The following is a 17,171-nucleotide window of genomic DNA, read 5'->3' on the forward strand; positions in this document are numbered from 1 at the left end:
TCAAAGATCCGGGGAAGTGGCCTCAGCGCCGTTCCCGTGTGCTGCGAAGCTTCCTTCGTAGCGAGCCGCCCATTATAGCCGGCTTTTCCGCTTCGTCAACACCTTTTTTCAAGGCCGTCTCACCGGAGTGGACGTTGTTGCCGATGCTGCTTCGTCGTTGGACCCGAAGGCCTTTCGTCGTTGCGAGCCGCCTATTATGCCGGACTTTCCGAGTCCGTCAACACCTTCGTTCGATCAACTCGTTCGCCGGTGATGGCGTTGCTGATCGCGTGCCGTTTCCGAGGAAGCGATGCGTTGCAGCAAGGGGGCGAATTCTAGAGATCCTGCAGATTTCGTCAAGGCTTTTTTTTATGGTGATGACAGAAGCGCCGCGACTTCAGGCATGACGTACGCTCGAAGATCACTGCGGCGTTGCCCGCGCGTTGCGCGGTCAACGCCGCAACGGCTATCAATGCACGGATGCAACAAGGAGAGACGGCAATGAACATGCAGGTGCGGCAAGCATGGTGGCGCGACCTTTCAGTGCCGGCCGTGGTCGCCGGCTTCATCACCGTGCTGGTCGGCTTCGCCAGTTCCGCAGTGATCGTGTTCCAGGCCGCCCAGGCTGTCGGTGCCGACCAGGCACAGATCGCCTCATGGATGTGGGCACTGGGACTGGGCATGGGTGTCACCTGCATCGGGCTGTCGCTGCGCTATCGCGTGCCGGTGGTGACCGCATGGTCGACACCGGGCGCGGCGATGCTGGTGGTCGGTGCTGGTGGCGACTCGCTCGCTGAAGCCACCGGCGCATTCCTGCTCGCTGCGGTGCTTGGCATGCTGGCAGGCTTCTCCGGGGTGTTCGCACGATTGATGCAGCGGGTGCCGATGGCGCTGGCCGCCGGCATGCTGGCCGGCGTGCTGCTGCGCTTCGGTCTGGACGTGTTCGTGGCCATGAATTCCCAACTGGTACTGGCACTGGCAATGTTCGCCACCTGGCTGGCGGGACGCCGCTTGTTCCCGCGCTATGCGGTCATCGCCACACTACTGGTCGGCATCGCGGTCGCAGCCAGCCGTGACCTGCTGCACGCACAGCAGGTGCAGCTGCAGCTGGCGGTGCCGCAATGGGTGACCCCGTCCCTGTCCTGGACTGCGGTAGCCGGCATCGCCCTGCCCCTGTTCGTGGTCACCATGGCCTCGCAGAACATCCCCGGTGTGGCAGTGATGCGTGCCTCCGGCTATGACGCGCCGGTGTCGCCGCTGATCGGCTGGATCGGCGTGGTCAATACATTGCTGGCGCCGTTCGGTGCCTACGCACTGAACCTGGCCGCGATCACGGCCGCGATCTGCATGGGCCGTGATGCGCACGAGGATCCGGCACGGCGCTACACCGCCGCCATGGCCGCTGGGGCTTTCTATATTGTCATCGGGCTGTTCGGTGCCACCGTGGCCGCCCTGTTCGCGGCTTTCCCAAAGGAGCTGGTGGCCTGCGTGGCCGGTATCGCGTTGTTCGGCACCATCGCCAACAGCCTGGCCAGTGCGCTGGCAGTAGAACAGGACCGCGAGGCGGCACTGGTCACCTTCCTGGTCACCGCCTCCGGCGTCTCACTGGCCGGCATCGGTTCGGCGTTCTGGGGCCTGGTGGCCGGTGCGCTGTGCCTGCTGGTGCTGCGGCCGCGTCAGGGCCGCTGACCTGTCCTACCCCGCCAGTGCGGCGCCGACGGTGCTCAACACCACCGAGATGACGATGGCGGCCAGTGTGGCGACCACGCTGGTGCCGCCGCGTGCGGTCAGCTCGCTGCGCAGCCGTGCGTCATCGCCGCCGCTGACGGCACGGGCTTGGGCGATCAGGCGTTGGCAGTGTGCCAGGTACCAGGTGTTGCCAAAGGTGCCGGTGGTGACGCTGAGCGCGATGGTGATGACCAGCGACACGCCTTCGGGCACATCCAGCAAGGTCTCCACCACGCTGATCAGCAGCAGCAGGCCGACCCACATTGCCGCCAGGCGGTACATCCTGCGGTACATCATCCAGATCGGGCCGAGCAGGAAGGCCGGCCAGTGCCAGGTTCCACTGGCGGTGGCAATGCCCTGATCCAGTCGCCAGCGCTGGCGATAGATCGGGAAGTTGCCGCCGACCACGCTGGCGTACAAGGCCATCTCGCCCTCCAGCCCCGCGGCGGCAGCCGTATCCGGTGCAGCGGCGGGGGCTCGATACGGATCGGACGGATCGCCGACACTTGGCGCAACGACCTCAACCGGTGGGGCTGTGTCGATATCCGGAGCCGGCGCCATCTCGATGGGCGTTGAATCCTGTTCCAGCTCCGCCAAGGGGCGCCACGCGGGCATGCCTTCGCGCCACAGCAGCGTGCGTGCCGTCACCGTGCCGTCCTGCTGCAGGCGACGCAGGGCGGCCAGGTCCACCGGTCCTTCGCTCTGCCTGCTGTTGGCGTACCACCACTGTGCGTCCTGCATGAAAACATCCTTGCTGCGTTGATTCGTTACCGGGTTACCGGTGTCCACGGTGCCGCGGACAATGTCTGTGACAGCACATGGCTGCCACCCGGCGGCAGGGTCACCACGTCGGGTCCGGCGTTGGCCGCTTCCAGGCAGACGTAGTCGCGCCAGCCCTCACCCACATCTGCCATCTTCGCTGCAGCCTCGGCACCGGGATTCCACGCCACCAGCGAGCGGCTTCCTTCCGTACGGATGTCGATGCGGCGTTTCAGCACCGGATCACGCAGGACATAGTGACCCTTGGCCTGCGTGTAGATGCGGTCGCTGCGCCCGGGATCACGGGGATCGCGCAACGTCCAGGCGCCCTGCTGCCGACGCGGCGTCGCATAGTTCTCGAACTTGTCCAGATAGTCCAGTCCGTCCACGCCGTCCACGTCCACCGCGCTGGCATCACCCACGCGGAAATAGTTGTGCAGCGCCTGGGTGATGCTGGCAGGGGAACTGCCGACGTTCTCGGTGATCAGTCGCTGGGTCAACTGGCGGCCTACGCGCACAGTCATCCTCAATCGCAGGTCCAGGCTCTGCAGCACCGGGGGTGCCAGCGTGAGCTCGATGCTGCCGTCGTCCAGGCGACGGGCCTGTTGCAGTTCCCACGGCACGGTACGGACGAAACCGTGGGCGGGCACGTCGTTGCCCTGGCCTTGGCGGCCGAAGTACGGCCAGCAGACGGGGCTGCCTCCGCGGATCGGCATGGGCAGTTCGGCGCGCCGGGGGGACAGCCACATCAGATCCGGCTGGCCCTTGGGCACGAAGGAAAGCAGCTGGCCGCCAAACACACTGATGGCCGCGCTGGCGTCGCCGGTTTCCACCAGCCAGGCATCGAGCCCCTGGTACTGCCCGCTGCGTACACCCTGGATCTGCTGCACGTGGGATCGACTCCGTATGGCCGGCGATTGCACGGCACTGTAGTTGCTGGGAAGCATGAAACGCGTGGGCACCGGTGCAGTGCGCGGCGCGTTCTGCAGAGTGCGAAGGATACGCTGTCCCGCGCGCCCATCTGCGTTGGCCCAGCCCAGGCGCTGCTGCTCGACCTGGATGGCGCGACGCGTGTCCGTACCGATCATGCCGTCGGCGCTTCCGATGTCGTGGCCGCGGGCCAGCAACAGGGTCTGCAGCTGGCGGCGCTCATCGCGGCCGATACCGGGATCATCGGTCGGCCAGGCCGTGGCCAGGCCCGTGCCGCCACGCAGCTGGTCGGCCAGCGTGGCGATCGCCAGCGCGTAGCTTTCGGCAGCGTTGTAGCTGTAGATCGCGTCGTAGTTGCGGAACACCAGCAACGCAGGGCCCTTGCCGCCCGCCGGCAGCAGCAGGGCCGCGCGCGCGTCGGCAGGCAGGTTGGCCGGGGCCAACGCGCTGCCATCCAATGCGGTCACACCTTGCGCACGCCAGTCGGCCAGCGCCCGACGCTGGGTGCGCCCGGCCTGGCTGGCGTCGAAACCGGGCGGGATACGCACTTCCATGCCCCACGGCTCTCCGCTGCGCCAGCCGGCGCGCTTGAGGTAATTGGCGGTGGAGGCCAGCGCATCGGGAATGCTGCCGACCAGATCGCGGCGGCCATCGCCATCACCGTCCACGGCGATGCGTGCATAGGTGCTGGGCATGAACTGCGTATGCCCGAAGGCGCCGGCCCAGGAACCGGTGAGCCCCTGTGCCTGCAGGTCGCCGCGGTCGATCAACTTGAGCAGGGCCAGCAGCTCACCACGGAAGAAGGGCTGGCGGCGGCCGGCACAGGACAGCGTGGCCAGCGACTGCAGCAGCGGGCGCTTGCCGAACACACGGCCGTAGTCGCTCTCCACGCCCCAGACCGCGACGATGGTGGCCGGATCGACGCCGTACTGGGCCGACACCCGATCAAGCAGGGCCCGATGCTGCTGCAGCAGGACGCGCCCATCGTCCACGCGCTGGCGATCGACCAGCGCGGCCAGGTAGTCCCAGATCGGCGTGGTGAATTCCGGCTGCGCGTCGAGCAGGCCGAGCACGCTGGGATCGGGGGTGAGCCCGGCGATAATCCCATTGAAGCGGTCGGCACTGATGCCCTGGCTGGCGGCTGTCGATTGCAGGACGGCCAGGCAGCGGCTGAAAGCGGCATCGCTGCTGGCCGCAGGCGCTGCTGTCGAAGCGGGTGCCGCGGCGAGCACGGCCGCCAGGCCGAGCGTGGTCAGAATGGGCATGGCGTCCTCCGTGTTGCCGTTGCAGGGCCATCTTAGGCGCAGCGTAGGCGAACCTGAAGCAGCGCGGGCTGGCGGCGGCTAAAGGGCGCGAAGCAGGCGCAGGCCATAGGCCGGGCTTTCAGCATCCCAGCGCCGCACGACCTGCAGGCCCGCTGGCAGCAGCAACGCTTCGAAGCTGTCGTCGGTGTACTTGTGGCTGTATTCGACGCGGATCGGCTCGTCGGCCTGGAAGTGGAAGGTGCGGCCATCCAGACGGACGTCCTGTGCGCGCTGGCTGACCAGATCGGTTTCGATGCGCAGCCGCGCGATGCTGTAGCGGGCGCGGTGGCGGAAGCCGTCCAGATCGAAGTCGCTGCCGATCTCGCGGTTCAGGCGCGCCAGCAGGTTGAGGGTGAATGCAGCAGTGATGCCCTGCACATCGTTGTAGGCGGCTTCGATCAATGCCGGGTCCTTGTGCAGATCGATGCCGACCAGGGCCAGGCCATCGCGGCCCATGGTCTGGCGCATCGCGCGCAGCAGTGCGACGGCATCCTCTTCGACGAAATTGCCCAACGTGGAGCCCGGGAAGAACAACAGGCGCCGCGCAGGCTCGCGTTCCGGTGCCGGGACGGCGACCGCGCGGGTGAAGTCGGCACAGACCGGCAGCATCTCGACGTCCGGCAGCGCCGGGGCCAGATGGTCGATGCTGGACAGCAGCGCGGCGCGCGAGATCTCGATGGGGGTGTAGGCCACGGGGTCCTGCAGTGCCGCCAGCAGCAGCGCGGTCTTGCGGCCACTGCCGCTGCCCAGCTCCACCACATGAGCATGAGGACCGACGCTGCGGGCGATGTCCGGCAGCACCCGCGCCAGCAGCGCCAGCTCGGTACGCGTGGGGTAGTACTCGCAGGTCTGCGTGATCTGCTCGAACAGGCGTGAGCCGCGTGCATCGTAGAAATACTTGGATGGCAGCTGGCGCGGTGTGCGCGACAACCCGGCCACCACGTCGGTGAGGATCTGCTGGCGGCCGGGGGTGAGGTCGGTCAACGCCTGCAGCGCGTCGTGCACGGTGCTCATGTGAGGTCCCTGGCCAGGCGCAGTCCGGAGAACTGCCAGCGCGCCGGCGGCATGAAGAAATTGCGATAGCTGGCGCGCACATGGCCCCGTGGCGTGACGCAGCTGCCGCCGCGCAGCACCCATTGGCCGCACATGAACTTGCCGTTGTACTCACCGAGGTTGCCCGCGAAAGGGCGGTAGCCGGGATAGGCGCCATACGCGCTGTGAGTCCACTCCCAGACATCACCGAACAGCTGGCGCAGGCCGCTGCCCTGCCCCGCCTGCGGGTGCAGGTGATCGTCATCGGCAAAGTGGCCCCGCACCGCCTGAGACGCGGCGGCGGCCTCCCACTCGAACTCGCTGGGCAGGCGTGCCCCGGCCCAGCGGGCACAGGCATCGGCCTCGAAGTAGCTGAGATGGCAGACCGGCGCGTGCGGATCCAGCTCGCGCCAACCGCCCAGGGTGTATTCGCGCTGCAGGGTGTCATCCCAGTACAGCGGGTGCTGCCAGTCCTCGGCTTCACGCAACGCCCAGCCTTCACTGAGCCACCAGCGCGGTTCGCGGTAGCCGCCGGCATCGATGAAAGCACGGTACTCGGCATTGCTGACGGGACGTTCGGCCAGAGCATGTGCCGGCAGCAGCACGCGGTGCGGCGGCGATTCGTTGTCGTAGGCAAACGCAGCGTGCTGCGGCCAGGCTGCAGCGCCGACGGTAACGATGCGCTCGGGTGATTCGATCCAGCCCTGTGCACTGGCAGCGCCAGGGGGGGTGGGCAGGTCCTCGCGGTAGGCCGGCTGCAGCGGATTGCACCAGAACGCGTGCTTGATGTCGGTCAACAACAACTCCTGATGCTGTTGTTCGTGCTGCAGGCCCAGCTGCAGGTTGTGCAGCGCGTGTGGGTCCAGGTCACCTGCCGATAGCCGCGACTGCACCTGTGCATCGACCTGCTGGCGATAGTCATGCACCTGCTGCAGCGAGGGCCGTGAGAGGAGGCCGCGCTGCGGCCGGGCATGGGCGGGGCCGATACTCTTGTAGTAGCTGTTGAACAGGTAGTCCCATGCAGGGTCATGTGCAGGCGCAGCCGGGAAGCCGGCCAGCACGAAGCGTTCGAAGAACCAGGTGGTGTGGGCCAGGTGCCACTTGCTGGGGCTGGCATCGGCCATGCTCTGCAGCATGGCGTCCTCGGCGCTGAGCGGGCCGGCCAGTTGCATGCTGCGCGCACGCACGCGTGCGAACTGGTGGGCGAGATCGTGCTGCGGGGCAGCGACGGCGGCGGGTACGCTGTCCATGCCGACAGCATCGGTGCCGGCGGGTGAGTGCGATGTCATGGTCCGGCGTCACTTCGTTCACATGGATGGGCCTGCCGCATTCAAGAAGCCGCCCCGAACGCCGCTAACGGCAATGCTGCGGCCGCGTCGTCACCGCGCTGGAATTCCTGATTGCCCCTGCATCCGCTCCGCCAGCCTGCGCACTACCTGTTCGTGCTGCCCGCCGTGCTGGTTGCCGTGGTGCTGTGGGCGGCGTTGGGCAACGAAGACGTGGCCAGTCCGGCCCAACGCGTTCTGCCCTGGCTGCTGGCCTGCCTCGGTGCCGGCCTGGCCCTTCTCTACCACCAGGTGCGTGCGCTCTGCCTGCTGTTGGTGGTGGCAGTCATGTTCGCGATGCTGCACCAGGATGTCGGCGGCTACCTGCGCAGCGGCCATGTCAGCGCGCTGACACCGCTGCGCTTCCATGCCATCTCGGCGTGGCTGCCGTTGCTGTTCGCCGGCCTGTCATTGTGGCCGGAGCGTGGGCGGCGCAGGCACGACCTGCTGTTGCGCTCCGTCGCCAGCAGTACGGCATTGCTGACCTTCCTGCTGCTGGCCGCGCAGCAGCCGCGCGGCATGCATGATCTGCTGTCGAACCGTCATTGGGCGTGGATCCCGGCCGACTGGAACGCGCTGGCGCAGCTGCCGGCGCTGCTGTTCCTGCTGGCCACGGCGGCGCTGGGTTGGCAGGCATGGCGGCATCCGCGGCCGCTGCACACGGCTATGCTGCTGGCGCTGCTGTGCCTGTGGTGGATGCTGCCGAGGGTCTTCCTGCAGCCGGTGCTGCTGCCTGCGCTGGCCAGTGCGGCCCTGCTGCTGATGCTGGGCGCGATGCTGCAGGAGTCGTTCCACATGGCGTTCCGCGACGAACTGACCGGCTTGCCGGGGCGCCGCGCCTTCAATGAGACCCTGCAACGGGCGCGCGGCACCTACAGCATCGCGATGGTGGACGTGGACCACTTCAAATCGTTCAACGACACCCACGGCCACGACACCGGCGACGACGTGCTGCGCCTGGTGGCCTCGCGGCTGGCGCGGGTCGGTGATGGTGGACGTGCGTTCCGCTACGGCGGCGAGGAGTTCGCGGTGGTGTTCCTGGGCCAGCCGGCCGACGCCTGCATGGATGCCGTGGAAGCCTTGCGGCAGAGCATCGAGGACACCCGCATGCAGCTGCGCGACCGCAGCACCCGCAGCCGCGACGATGACGCCGGGCGTCAGCAACGCGGGCGCGGCGGCAGCGGCCCGGTGGTGCAGGTGACGGTGAGCATCGGCCTGGCCGACAGCCTTGTGGACCTGCGCCCGGCAGCGGTGGTCAAGGCCGCCGACCGGGCGCTGTACGCAGCCAAGGACGGCGGCCGCAACCAGATCCGGGCGAACGCCGGACAGCGGGCTGAGGCTCAGACTGCGTCGAGGTAGTACCAGCGACCGTCGATGCGCAGGAAGCGGCTGTGTTCGGTCATCTTCACCGCGCTGCCGCCGCCTACCCGGTAGCGGGCGGTGAACCTCACCTCGGCGCTGTCAGCGCCGGTGACGGTGTGCTCATGGACGGTCAGGCCCAGCCAGTGCGTACGCTGCCCGGGCGCGTCATCCAGCGACAACTCGACCGGACACGTGTCCGGATGCCAGCTCTGGCGCAGGTAGCCTGCCAGGCCCCGCACGTACGCGCTGTAGCGCGAACGCATGAGGCGTTCGGCGTCGGGGACGGTGTCGCCGGCATGGAAACGGCCACAGCAGGCGGCGTACTCCGCGGGAAGCCCGCAGGGACAGGGATCGGCAGGTTTTCGGCTCATGCGCGCATTGTCGCGCGGGGCGCCGCCAGCATCCATCGGCGAAGGGCGTATGCTGTCGCGCCCCCACCTTGATTGATCGCCGTGCTGGAACTGGTTCCCCCCGAGTTGTGGTGGCTGGTGGTGATCGCCTTCATCGCCGGTCTTGTGGATGCCGCCGTCGGTGGCGGTGGCCTGGTGCAGCTGCCGGGACTGTTCACGGTGCTGCCGCAGCAGACACCGGCGATGCTGTTCGGCACCAACAAGTTCAGTTCGATGTTCGGTACCGGTGCGGCTGCCTGGCGTTACGCGCGCAACGTGCGTTTCCCGTGGAAGCCGGTACTGTTCGCGGCTGGTACCGCCTTCATCTTCTCCTTCGCCGGGGCCACTGCGGTAAGCCTGCTGCCCAAGGACGCGGTGCGCCCGCTGGTGCTGGTCCTGCTGATCGCGATGCTGGCCTACACGCTGTGGAAGAAGGACTTCGGCGCGTTGCACCGGCCACAGGAGATCGGCCGCCGCGAGCTGGTGATCGCACTGGCGATCGGTGCGGCGATCGGCTTCTACGATGGCTTCTTCGGGCCGGGCACCGGCAGCTTCCTGATCTTCCTGTTCGTTCGCTTTTTCGGCCTGGACTTCCTGCGTGCGTCGGCGGCGTCGAAGGTGGTGAACCTGGCCACCAACGTGGCGGCGATCTCGTTCTTCGTGCCGACAGGCAACATCCTGTGGCTGTTCGCGCTGCCGATGGCCGCAGCCAACATCATCGGTTCGGTGGTGGGCACGCGCCTGGCGTTGAAGGGCGGCACGCCGTTCATCCGCAAGCTGTTCGTGGGGCTGGTGGTGGTGCTGATCGCGCGGATGGCGTGGGACACGTTCCGCGGTTCGTGAATGCGGTTGCCGGCCAGCGGCCGGCACAGCCGGGTCGTGAACCCCGCCCATGGGTGGTGCCGGCCGCTGGCCGGCATTCCCCATTCGATCGGCCGGGTCAGGCCTCGGCTTCTTCCGGTTCGTTGGCCTGCTGGCGACTGCGCTCGGGCAGCTTCAGGCGCTTGCCTTCTTCGTCGTACTCGATCAGCAACACCCCGGAGTCGTGTCGGCCGCTGATTTCGACGAAGCAGGCGCCGCCGATGAACGGTTCAAGCGTCATCACCGACTTCAGCGGGGTGGCGACCACCATCTGGAAGCCGAAGTTGTCGAAGATGTTCATCGCCAGCGCGGTGAACTCGTTGTCGGCCTTGTCGAAGGCCTCGTCGAGCACGACCGCCGCGTAGCTGGGCAGCTGGCTGTCGGCGCCGCCGAGCTGGTAGCGCAGCGCTGCCGCCAGGCAGGTGGTGGCCAGTTTCTGGCGCTGGCCACCGGACTTGCCCGCGCCACTACGGTAGATCTCGACCTGCTGGCGCGTTTCCGCATCCAGCTCGACGCCGATGAACTCCACGTGCATGCGCACGTCCAGCACCAGCTCGCGCCAGCGCTTGTCCTCGCCTTCCTGCGAGCCCAGTCGGTTGACCAGCTGGCGCAGCACGGTGAACTGCGATTCGGCCAGTTCACGCTGCTCGGTCTGTTGCTGCGACAGCACCTCGCGCAGCTGCAGGTGGAACTCGGCGACTTCCGGCAGGCGGCGGTCGCTCAGTTCGATGGTCAGCAGCGTGCCACGGTTGAACGGCACCTGCTCCAGGCTGGCATTCACTTCATCCAGGCGCTGTCCGATCGACTTCCGGGCTTCGGCGCTGTGGCGCTGCAGGGCCAGCAGGTTGTTCTTGCTCTGGTTCTGCAGCAGATCGAAGAAGCGCTCTTCGTGCTGCGGCAGGCCATCGCGTTCCAGGCGTTCGAGGCGGGCGAGGAAGTCCTCGGCCGAGGCCACCGAGACGGTGAAGTCACCCGACTCCTCCGGCCACTGCTGGATGAAGCGGCGGAAGCAGCCGATCAGCTGGTTCTCGATGCGGTTGAGGTCCTGCTGCGAGGACGACAGCTGCTCGTTCAGCGCGTTGCTGACCTGGCGCATGTGCGCTTCGAGCGTTTCCAGGCTGAGCGGACCCTGCTCCTGCAGGCGCTCGGCAAGCCCGGCCTCCTGCTCCTGGGCCAGGCTCGGCAGCACCAGTGCACGGCTCTGCTGGCGGGCGCGATCGAGACGGTCGCGCTCCTTGACCAGCTGGCCGCGTTCGACGCGAACGTCCTCATAGGTGCGGCGTGCCTGTTCGATATCCGCACGCACGGCGTCGATCTGCTTGGCCAGCCTGGCGAGATCGGCGTTGCCTTCGCGCAGGTCGCGCAGGGTGGCTTCGATATCGCTCAGGCGCTGCTGCGGAGCGGCGATGTCGATCTCGTTCCAGCTGATGCTGACCAGCTCGTGGCAGGCCAGGCGGCGTTCGTTGTCGCGGTCACGTTGCCCGCGCAGGCGCGCGATGTCGGTCTCGCAGCTGGCGATGCGCTTGGCCAGTTCCTGGGCTTCGCGCTCGAAGGCACCGACCTTGTCGTGGTTGTTGAAGCCGAGGATCCAGCGGCGGCGGTCGCCCACTGCACTGCGGTCGTCCTTCTCGAAACGGTCACCTGGATGCTTGACCTGGCCTTCGCGGGTGATGCCGCGGTCGACGTTGCGCAGTTGCTTGGCATCCACGCATTCGTAGTCGAAGCGCTTGCCCAGCTCCCGGCGCAGCCAGCTTTCGAACACATGCTCGCGCAGTTCAAGCTTGTGCAGCAGCGATTTCGCCGAGGGTTCGCGCGCGAACGCATCATCGTTGCGGCGCACGCGGTAGTAGGTGAAGCGCATGCCCAGGTGAGTGCGGTTCACCCACTCGGCAACATCGTTGTAGTGCTTGTCGTCGACCAGCAGCGACAGCGCGAAACCGCCCAGCACGCGCTCGATGGCACCCTGCCAGCCCTGCTCTTCCGCGCGGACCTGGATCAGTTCACCTACGAACGGCAACGCTGCCTCGGCGATGCCGGTCTCTTCGGCCAGGCGCGCACGCAGCTTCTGCATCGGCGCCGGGATGTTGGACGGTGTGCGCTGCATCGCTTCGAGTTCGGCACGGACTTCGCCGAAACGGCGCTCGTCATCGCGCTTGCCGCCCAGGCGGTCACTGATCGCGTCGTCCAGTGCCGAGGAGGCACGCTGGCGGTCCTGCAGCTCGTTCTGTGCGCGCTCGACCAGTTCGGCGAAGCCATGGGCGTCGTCCGGCAGTTCGGCCCCCAGTTGCTGCGCCGCCTGGCGTGCCTGCTCGCGCTTGGCCTGGCGGCGGTCACGCTCAGCTTCGGCACGGCCCTGCTCGCGTTCCAGTTCCTCGATGCGCTCACCGCCCTGCTGGCGGCGCTGCAGCTCCAGTTCGGCCAGGCGCTCGGTGTGATTGTCCAGTGCGGCACGGCGCTGGGCTTCTTCGCCAAGCAGGCCGCGGTCACGCACGTCCATCTCGCGCAGGCGCGCTTCGATCAGCGCCTGGCGGCGGCTCTCGCGGAAGCTGTCGACGCCAAGTTTCAAGGCTTCGTCGTCACCGCGCCGGCGGTGCATTTCCTTCAGGTCGTTGTAGTAGGCGCGCGCCGGCAGCAGGGTTTCCACCTGGCGGCGGGCGGTGACCACCGCCTGGTGTGCGCCATCAAGCTCGGCGAAATCGCTGACCAGGCGCTCGGCGGCGTCGAAGGTCTTCGGCGTGTCGAGCATGAAGTCGCGCAGGAAGACGTTGAGGTCTCCCAGGTTCTTCGCCGACTGCGTCTTGTGCAGCAGGCGCAGCGCCATCTCGTTGTCGATGCCGAGCAGGTCGCGGAAGCGCTCGGCGTAGCCGGAGAAGGTGTCGAAGTGGTGCAGGTCGGACAGCTTCTGCTTGAGCTTGCGCAGGTCCAGGTCGAAGCCGCCGAGATCCTTGGCGATGTCGAACGGGCGCTCGGCGATCATGTAGTGCTTGCGCACATCGCCGGCCGAGGTGCCGTTGCCGGAGATCCAGAGCAGGCGCACCAGGCTGACCACGCGGCCATCGCCGGCGCGGTATTCCAGCACCAGTGCGGTCCAGGTGGCGCCTTTGCGCAGGTACTGGGTGGCGATTTCGCCGGTGCCGCTGTCCTGCTGGTCAGCCCACGCGCCACGCACGTAGGACACCAGGTTGCGGTCGCGGCCGCTGCGCTCGGCTTCACGCGCAGCGGCGTTGAAGTCGACGATGGCCGGCGGCGTCAGCAGCGCGGACATGGCATCGAGCAGGGTCGACTTGCCCGAGCCGGAGCGGCCGACAAACAGGAAGCCGCGCTCGGCGATCGGCACTTCGGTCAGGCCGTTGAAGGTGCCCCAGTTGTGCACCTGCAGGCGGCGCATGCGGAACTGCTGCAGGCGCGGGTCCGGCAGGCCTTCGTTGAACAGTGCGGGAGTGTGCTTGGAGATAGCCATGCGATGGTCGGGTCTCTCAGGCCTCGGCGGCCGGGGTTTCGCGCAGCTGGCGGTACACCGCCGAAAGCTGGGACACGTCTTCGGCGGAGAACAGCAGCTTCAGCGCCGGCGAGACTTCGTGGCGGTCATCCTGGCCGCTGAGGCGGGTCAGGATGTGGTTGTCCTTCATCTTCTGCACCGCCGAGGCAACGCGGCGGTTGAAGCCGGCGCGGTCGGTGGACAGGTTCTTTTCATAGATGGCCAGCGCTTCGGCCATCTCGGCGTCGGCGACCACCGCGCGGTTGCCGCGTGCATCGGCCTCGGCCAGCTGCTGGCGCAGGTACAGCAGCAGCACCGAGTCGATGAAGGTCAGGGGCGAGGTGCGCAGCAGCACCGGCGCATCAACGTCTTCGGTATCGGCCTGGCGGGTGAACGCCACGCCGCTGTCGCGGTCGAGCACCAGTTCCAGGAACAGGTCCGCCAGCGATGAGCGGATGGCCGCTTCGCTGCGGATCAGCGCGGGCCACAGCTTGGCGTGGCGCAGCTGGTCGATGCTGGGGCCGATCAGCAGCTGGCACAGCGCGCGGCGCGCATCCAGCGGCAGGCGCCCGGTGTCGCCGAGGTAGTACACGTCGTTGCCACGGCGGGGCTGCGCCATGGTCGCCGCCGGCTCGGCCTCGTAGGCGTCTTCCGCCACGTCGGCCTGCGGTGCTTCGATGGGATCTTCATGCCAGCTCATGGCGTCTCTCCTGGGTGAACCAAACCAGCGGGATGCGGGCGCGGCGGATCTGGCCGTCGCCACCGCGCCATTGCGCAAGCTCCTGCTCGCCGGCGACCACGTTGCCGAAACGCGTGCCCAGCGACAGGTAGCCGATGACGCTGCCGAGGCCCTGCGGCGCTTCGCGCTGCGACAGGGCCTGGGCGATGCTGAGCCGCGGCTGTGCATCGAGCAGGTCGTGCAGGTCGCGGCGCAGGGTGCGGAAGTCGATTTCGGACGAAGCGACCAGATCGCCGACGCTTTCCAGACTGATCGCGGCCGCGTCGTTGTACTCGACGTTGCCATCGACCTGGGCACTGCGCGGATCGTGCAGCTTCCATTGCGACCACGAACGCAGGCGGCTGGTGGTCAGCTGCAGGTCGCGGCCGATGCCGCGTTGTGCGGGGAACTCGTCACGCAGCGCCAGCGCTTCGGACTGCGCCTGCTTGAGCAGCTGGTTGAGGCGGCGCTGCTCCAGATAGCCACGGCTCTGTACGAAGCCGCGCAGGCTGCGCGCGAAGTGCTGCAGCACGTCGTGCACCTGGCCACCGCGCTCGAGCATGGTGCTGGTGAAGCCGCGCAGGAAGTTGCGCTCGTTGCGGTCCAGGCGCCGGGCAAAGCCACGCGCCAGCACCGCTTCCAGCGCGGCATCGAGCTGGGCGCTCTGCTCGGCGTCATTGAGCAGACGCCAGAAGGCCTGGAAGCTGCGCCCTGCATCACTCTCGCCGATCACGTCCACGCCTTCGAACAGCTGCGACAGCACGTCGCCGCGCTCGCCTTCATCGTCGATGATGCGTTCGCGGAACTCGCGGTTGAGCTGCTCGAAGTCATCGCGCACGCGCCGGAAATCCTCGGTCAGCTCGTCGGCCAGGCCGATGATCTGGCGCGCACGTTCCAGGGCGCGCTTGCCATCCAGCGCGGTGACGCGGCCGGCGCCGACGCGGGCGATCTCGGCGTCGATGCGGTCGCGCTCGTCGCGCAGCGCCGAGAGGCGGGCATCGGGGTCGGACTCGGTCTGCGCGGCCAGCTGCGAGAGCTGTTCGATGACCAGTGCCAGGCGGCTCTCGGTGGCGGCCACGCGAGCCTGCTCGAGGCCGTCGGCGAAGCGGATCGCCTGTAGCGCTGCGGTCGACAGCTCGTACTGTTCCTGGTCGGCGCCTTCGGGCAGGCGGCGCTCCAACCAGCCTTGGGCCAGCCAGTGCGCGATGTAGGCCTGCGCGGTCCGCGGCAGCTCGCGCGAGAGTTCATCGCCGGCCAGCTGGTCCAGCGCGCGCTGCAGGCGCTCGTTGAGCACCGACGAAGGCAACGTGCGCTCGCCGTCCATCAGCAGGCCCTGCAACAGGCCGATGATTTCCGGGGCATGGTCGGCGGCAAGCAGCTTCCACTGGGGCTGTTCGCGCAGGTGACGGTAACGGGCAATGCGTTCGCGATGCTTCATGCAGCGAAAAGAGTCATGAGGTCTGGTGGGGACAAGCAGCCACCCACGGCGGCTGCGTGGGCAGCCGTGGGCATGCCGGCCACCAGGGGCCGGCGCGGTGCGGGCAAGCGGCTCAGCGCTTGCCGCCCACTTCGATGAAGCGCAGGAACTCGGCGCGGGTGCGCGCGTCGTCGCGGAAGCTGCCCAGCATCTTGGAGGTGACCATGCTGACGCCGCGCTTGTGGATGCCACGGGTGGTCATGCATTCGTGGGCGCCTTCGACGACCACGCCGACGCCGATCGGCTGCAGCACGTCCTGGATGCACTGGGCGATCTGCGCGGTCATCTTCTCCTGCACCTGGAAACGGCGGGCGTAGGCTTCGACGACGCGGGCCAGCTTGCTGATGCCCACCACCTTGCCGGCCGGCAGGTAGCCGACATGCACGCGGCCGATGATCGGCGCCATGTGGTGTTCGCAGTGGCTTTCGTACTCGATGTCACGCAGGACGATCAGTTCGTCGTAGCCGGCCACTTCCTCGAAGGTCCGCTCCATGTAGGCGCGCGGGTCGTCGCGGTAACCGCTGAACCAGTCGCCATAGGCTTCGGCGACACGGCGGGGCGTATCCAGCAGGCCTTCACGGGACGGGTCCTCACCGGCCCAGCGCAGCAGGGTGCGCACGGCATCCTCGGCCTGGTCCTGGGTCACGTCGCCCTGCGGGGCGGCCTTTTCGTTGTTCTTGCTCATTGCGTACAGCGTCCCGAACGGGGGGCGAGCATCGTACCCGACCGGGGGGTGGGTCGTCCTGTTGGGACGGTTCATCGGGGGTCTTGTTGGTGCGTCGTTGCTATCGATTTGGAGTGGGAGAGGGGGATGCGCAGGACACGCCGTAAACCCGTCCATGGGGGCTCGATGGCGCCATCCATGGCGCCAACGGTCCTGCGCAGCCCCCTCTCCCCCTCCCTGACGGTTTCCTGCGGGCGCGGCCGGACCGCCCGAAAGCGGGGTCAAAAGCTTGGGTTCATGGCTTCGGAAACAGCGCGCCGCTGCTTTGGCCACTGCCCTGGTGGGTGCGGACCGTTGGTCCGCACTGCTTCTGCTCTTGCTTCTAAGAGCCAACCCACCGCGCTCGCGGGGTGATGGGAAGGCAGCGGGGGCCGGGCGGGGCAGGACCGTCCGCGGCATGGATGCCGCGGCCGAGCCCCCAAGGGTGAGGGCGCCTTGCTTGCGAGGCATGCCTCGCAAGCGCCCGAACGCACAGCCGCCAGCGGCTGGGCCGGACCCCGGAGGGGGTTCACGGCGTGTCCTGCACCGTCCGCCCCCCCTGCCCCACCCGACACCAGGCAGGCGCAACGCTTTCCTCACTACACCCCCCATTCAGAAAAACCTATTGATAGGAATGAAATTAGTAGTATCCTATCTATCTCTTATGGACCGACCTCTCGACGAGCGCACCGTGCTGCAGATGCAGCTCAGCTCCGGCCTGCTGTACGCAGGGCGGCAGTGGCAGCGCCTGGCCGACAGTCGGCTCGGCAGCTACGGCATCTCCACCGCCTGCACCATGCCCCTGCTGATGATCGGCCGCTCCGGCGGTGGCATCCGCCAAGTGGCGCTAGCCCAGCAGCTGGGCATGGAGGGTCCTTCCCTGGTGCGCCTGCTGGACAAGCTGTGCGCCAGCGACCTGGTCCGCCGCGAGAGCGACGCCAGCGACCGCCGCGCCAACCTGCTGTGGCTGACCGACGCGGGCCATGCGCTGGTCAGCGAGCTGGAAGACCAGTTGATCGGCCTGCGCCAGGACGTGTTCGGCGAGCTTTCCATGGATGAACTGCACGCCGTGCTGAAGGCATGGCGCCTGCTGGCCGAGGCCGCCGACCGCATCACGTAAGACCGC

The 17,171-nt window shown here is 67.7% G+C and carries 13 protein-coding genes; 4 read left to right on the plus strand and 9 right to left on the minus strand.

The annotated features are described in order from the left end of the window. Positions 1-480: 480 nt before the first annotated feature. Positions 481-1,668 carry a benzoate/H(+) symporter BenE family transporter gene (locus AC5P8C_RS15760; RefSeq protein WP_049412904.1) on the plus strand — a complete coding sequence of 396 codons (1,188 nt, stop codon included), beginning with the start codon at positions 481-483 and terminating at the stop codon, positions 1,666-1,668. Between the two features lie 6 nt (positions 1,669-1,674). Here the strand turns inward: AC5P8C_RS15760 and AC5P8C_RS15765 are convergent, their stop codons facing one another. The 4 genes from AC5P8C_RS15765 to egtB all read right to left on the minus strand — a co-directional run bounded on the left by AC5P8C_RS15765 (position 1,675) and on the right by egtB (position 6,982). Then, positions 1,675-2,448, minus strand: coding sequence for a DUF2628 domain-containing protein (locus tag AC5P8C_RS15765; RefSeq protein WP_021202050.1), 774 nt, complete (start codon positions 2,446-2,448; stop codon positions 1,675-1,677). Positions 2,449-2,474: 26 nt separating this feature from the next. Continuing rightward, the gene (locus AC5P8C_RS15770) at positions 2,475-4,661 is read right to left on the minus strand and encodes a lytic murein transglycosylase (RefSeq protein WP_495219070.1); all 2,187 of its coding nucleotides are present in this window, start codon (positions 4,659-4,661) and stop codon (positions 2,475-2,477) included. Positions 4,662-4,739: 78 nt separating this feature from the next. Continuing rightward, on the minus strand, positions 4,740-5,714 hold the full coding sequence (egtD, locus tag AC5P8C_RS15775) for an L-histidine N(alpha)-methyltransferase (RefSeq protein WP_019658760.1): 975 nt from the start codon (positions 5,712-5,714) through the stop codon (positions 4,740-4,742). Next, positions 5,711-6,982 (minus strand): ergothioneine biosynthesis protein EgtB, encoded by a 1,272-nt coding sequence (gene egtB / locus AC5P8C_RS15780; protein ID WP_019658761.1) that lies wholly within the window; start codon positions 6,980-6,982, stop codon positions 5,711-5,713. The genes egtD and egtB overlap by 4 nt, the downstream gene beginning before the upstream one ends. A gap of 150 nt (positions 6,983-7,132) precedes the next feature. Between egtB and AC5P8C_RS15785 the strand changes: the two genes are divergently transcribed. Beyond that, positions 7,133-8,416, plus strand: coding sequence for a GGDEF domain-containing protein (locus AC5P8C_RS15785; RefSeq protein WP_495219071.1), 1,284 nt, complete (start codon positions 7,133-7,135; stop codon positions 8,414-8,416). On the opposite strand, the gene AC5P8C_RS15790 is transcribed toward AC5P8C_RS15785, so the two are convergent. Next, positions 8,398-8,790 (minus strand): YchJ family protein, encoded by a 393-nt coding sequence (locus AC5P8C_RS15790; RefSeq protein WP_233653334.1) that lies wholly within the window; start codon positions 8,788-8,790, stop codon positions 8,398-8,400. The genes AC5P8C_RS15785 and AC5P8C_RS15790 overlap by 19 nt on opposite strands. A gap of 81 nt (positions 8,791-8,871) precedes the next feature. Between AC5P8C_RS15790 and AC5P8C_RS15795 the strand changes: the two genes are divergently transcribed. After that, the gene (locus AC5P8C_RS15795; RefSeq protein ID WP_019658763.1) at positions 8,872-9,651 is read left to right on the plus strand and encodes a sulfite exporter TauE/SafE family protein; all 780 of its coding nucleotides are present in this window, start codon (positions 8,872-8,874) and stop codon (positions 9,649-9,651) included. 97 nt (positions 9,652-9,748) lie between these two features. Here the strand turns inward: AC5P8C_RS15795 and AC5P8C_RS15800 are convergent, their stop codons facing one another. The 4 genes from AC5P8C_RS15800 to folE all read right to left on the minus strand — a co-directional run bounded on the left by AC5P8C_RS15800 (position 9,749) and on the right by folE (position 16,027). Next, the gene (locus tag AC5P8C_RS15800) at positions 9,749-13,129 is read right to left on the minus strand and encodes an ATP-binding protein (RefSeq protein WP_019658764.1); all 3,381 of its coding nucleotides are present in this window, start codon (positions 13,127-13,129) and stop codon (positions 9,749-9,751) included. 16 nt (positions 13,130-13,145) lie between these two features. Next, entirely contained in the window at positions 13,146-13,847 is a 702-nt protein-coding gene (locus AC5P8C_RS15805; RefSeq protein WP_019658765.1) for a DUF4194 domain-containing protein, read from the minus strand. After that, positions 13,834-15,303: a DUF3375 domain-containing protein gene (locus AC5P8C_RS15810; protein ID WP_019658766.1), complete on the minus strand. Its 1,470-nt coding sequence runs from the start codon at positions 15,301-15,303 to the stop codon at positions 13,834-13,836. The genes AC5P8C_RS15805 and AC5P8C_RS15810 overlap by 14 nt, the downstream gene beginning before the upstream one ends. Before the next feature lie 112 nt (positions 15,304-15,415). Then, positions 15,416-16,027 (minus strand): GTP cyclohydrolase I FolE, encoded by a 612-nt coding sequence (gene folE / locus AC5P8C_RS15815; protein ID WP_004141296.1) that lies wholly within the window; start codon positions 16,025-16,027, stop codon positions 15,416-15,418. Positions 16,028-16,709: 682 nt separating this feature from the next. Between folE and AC5P8C_RS15820 the strand changes: the two genes are divergently transcribed. Beyond that, positions 16,710-17,165 carry a MarR family winged helix-turn-helix transcriptional regulator gene (locus AC5P8C_RS15820; RefSeq protein WP_012481667.1) on the plus strand — a complete coding sequence of 152 codons (456 nt, stop codon included), beginning with the start codon at positions 16,710-16,712 and terminating at the stop codon, positions 17,163-17,165. Positions 17,166-17,171 lie beyond the last annotated feature (6 nt).

The organism is Stenotrophomonas sp. YJH_SMC_46, from assembly GCF_059370315.1.